The 2,216-nt window shown below is 73.1% G+C and carries 3 protein-coding genes and 1 pseudogene; 2 read left to right on the forward strand and 2 right to left on the reverse strand.

Annotation, left to right across the window (positions count from 1 at the left end; translation table 11 throughout):
- Positions 1-95, forward strand: a pseudogene (locus tag ABZ318_RS39470) (methyltransferase); the annotation flags it as partial.
- The gene (locus ABZ318_RS39475) at positions 71-1,006 is read left to right on the forward strand and encodes a hypothetical protein (RefSeq protein WP_356907232.1); all 936 of its coding nucleotides are present in this window, start codon (positions 71-73) and stop codon (positions 1,004-1,006) included. The pseudogene ABZ318_RS39470 and the gene ABZ318_RS39475, both read left to right, overlap by 25 nt.
- 12 nt (positions 1,007-1,018) lie before the next feature.
- Here ABZ318_RS39475 and ABZ318_RS39480 read toward each other — a convergent pair whose 3' ends face one another.
- Entirely contained in the window at positions 1,019-1,357 is a 339-nt protein-coding gene (locus ABZ318_RS39480; RefSeq protein WP_356907233.1) for a hypothetical protein, read from the reverse strand.
- Positions 1,354-1,995 carry a DUF6232 family protein gene (locus ABZ318_RS39485; RefSeq protein WP_356907234.1) on the reverse strand — a complete coding sequence of 214 codons (642 nt, stop codon included), beginning with the start codon at positions 1,993-1,995 and terminating at the stop codon, positions 1,354-1,356. The genes ABZ318_RS39480 and ABZ318_RS39485 overlap by 4 nt, the downstream gene beginning before the upstream one ends.
- Between the last annotated feature and the right edge of the window lie 221 nt (positions 1,996-2,216).

Consider the following 2,216-nt stretch of genomic DNA (forward strand, 5'->3'; position numbering starts at 1 on the left):
CCACCACCGACCGCACCGCCCGCCGGATGTTCGCGGACGCGCGGCGCGCGCTGCGGCCCGGCGGCGAACTGTGGGTCATCGGCAACCGGCACCTTCCGCGCCCCGCCGCCGGGGCCGTACCGTCCTCCTCGCCGCCGTCACGGCCCTCGTCGTCGCGGCGGCGGCGGCCACCGTCGCGTACGCCTACTGGCCTGGCCGGGGCGACGACTCCGGCGGCACGGGCGGGACCGCGGTCGGCGGCGGGAAGGGCGGCACCGGCCGCCCTGCCGCCGGGATCGTCCCCGCCGCCTTCCTCGGCGCCTGGGAAGGCGTCCTCAAGGGAACGGCGAATGCGCCCTACGAGACCAGCCGGATCGAGATCAGCCAGGGACCCGCGGGCGCCAAGGCCGCCGTCTACACCCACGTCACCGGCGAGCTCCTGTGCATCGGCCGGGCCACCCTGATCTCCGCCACCGACGGCGAACTCGTCCTCGGCGAGGCCGAGATCACCGAGAGCGTCCCCGCCCAGCGCTGCACCCCGGCCGCCCGCCAGACCCTCAGACTGCGCTCGACCGACGTCGTCGAATGGGGCTCCGGCGTCGCCAGGAGCACCTTCCAGCGGGTCAAGGCCGGCCCGGACGTCGTCCCCGCCGCCTACGTCGGCACCTGGAAGCAGGCGCCGGACACGGTGACCCAGCCCGAACCCGACCGCTGGTCCTACGAGGTCACCATCACCCAGGGCCCGGTCGGCGCCCCGCTCGTCCGCTTCGAGCAGGCGTACCCGCGCATGGACGACCAGGGGAACCTGCTCGCCGACGACGTCCGCTGCGCGACCACCGCCGTCGTCGGCGGCGCGGGCTCCCTCCTCGTCATCGGCCCGGAGACCCGCGACCCGGCCGGCTGGGACCCGGACTGCGCCGAGAACGGCTCCAGCAACCTCCGCCTCGTCCACTGGCAGGGCAAGGAGCGGCTCCAGGTCTACGGGATGGCGTCGGACGGAGAACCGGCCGAGTTCGTCCGGGACTGACGCCCGTCCCGTTCAGCGCGCGATGAGTTCGAGCGCGGCCCGGACGGAGTCCAGGAGGGGCTGGCCGATGGCGCCGACGGTGGCGGCCACCGCCGCGAGAGCCATCAGCGAGCGCCGTCGGGCCGCCGGCTCGGCGGCCGGGCCGTCGGTGAGAACGGGCAGCGCGTCGTCGATGGAGGCGCGGTCCTCCTCCGGCACCGCGCCGCGCAGCGCCCGCGCCAGCTCCACGACGGCCCGCAGCGTCTCCTCCAGGGTGGCCTGCGGGGCGTGATGGTGGTGGACGATGCCGGTGTGGCCCCGGCCGCCGTGGATGTTGACCGCGTCCCCGTAGTAGTTGTTGTCGCCCGTCACTTGGACACCCCCGTGTGGCCGTCGCCGCCGTAGATGTTCACGGCGTCGCCGAAGTAGTAGTTGCTGGGGTTGCTGATCGTCAGCGCCCCCACCGTGACCGTGAGCTCCGCGTCCGGCTTGTCGATCGCGGACGCGATCCGTACGACGAGCTCGTTCAGGTACCGGAGCTCCCCGGAGACCATCGCGGTCGACCGGCCGTTCGTCTCGATGGCCAGCACGTCGTGCGCGGACGCGGTGACGACGGCCAGCATGTCGACCAGGGACCAGATCAGCGCGCCGAGGACGCCCAGGATGGAGATCTGCAGCAGGAAACCGACGAACGCGGACGGCTCCTCCTGGCCCGGGCCGAATCCCCTGGCCAGGGCGGTGAAGAGGCCGATACCGAGGGCCACGAGCAGCGTGAGCACCACCCGCTTCACGAACACGCGGACGGCCTCGGCCTTGCGGGGCCGGAGGACGAACGTGTAGACGCGGACGATGTTCTCCAGCGGGTACGCCGCGCCGTTCACCCAGAGCAGCCGCTTGCTGATGACCAGCGGAAGAGCCGTCGGCGCGGCGACCGCCGGCGCGGGGTCCCTGGTGTGCCACGGGCGGTCGGGCGGCGGTGGCGGTGAGGCCGGCGGTGCTGGTGGTTCCATGCTTCCCCCTGTGCTGTACCGGCTGGAGCGGAGCCCCATTAAGCGCTCAACCACCCATCAGCACAAGGCGAGTTCAGGCCTACCGACGCACGAGCGGAGGGGGACGGAGAAGGGCCCGCACCCCGGTGCCGGTCGACCCGAGCAGCGCGTGTCAGCGCCTGCTGAACGCTGCGATCCAGGACCTCCGGGAGAAAGTCCAGATCGCCGGTATCGACATCGCC

The sequence above is a fragment of the Streptomyces sp. NPDC006197 genome (genome assembly GCF_040613865.1).
Lineage (GTDB): Bacteria > Actinomycetota > Actinomycetes > Streptomycetales > Streptomycetaceae > Streptomyces.

Excerpts from the sequence above, each read along its gene's own strand:
- ABZ318_RS39485 (WP_356907234.1), bottom strand. The coding sequence starts at position 1,995 with ATGGAACCACCAGCACCGCCGGCCTCACCGCCACCGCCGCCCGACCGC.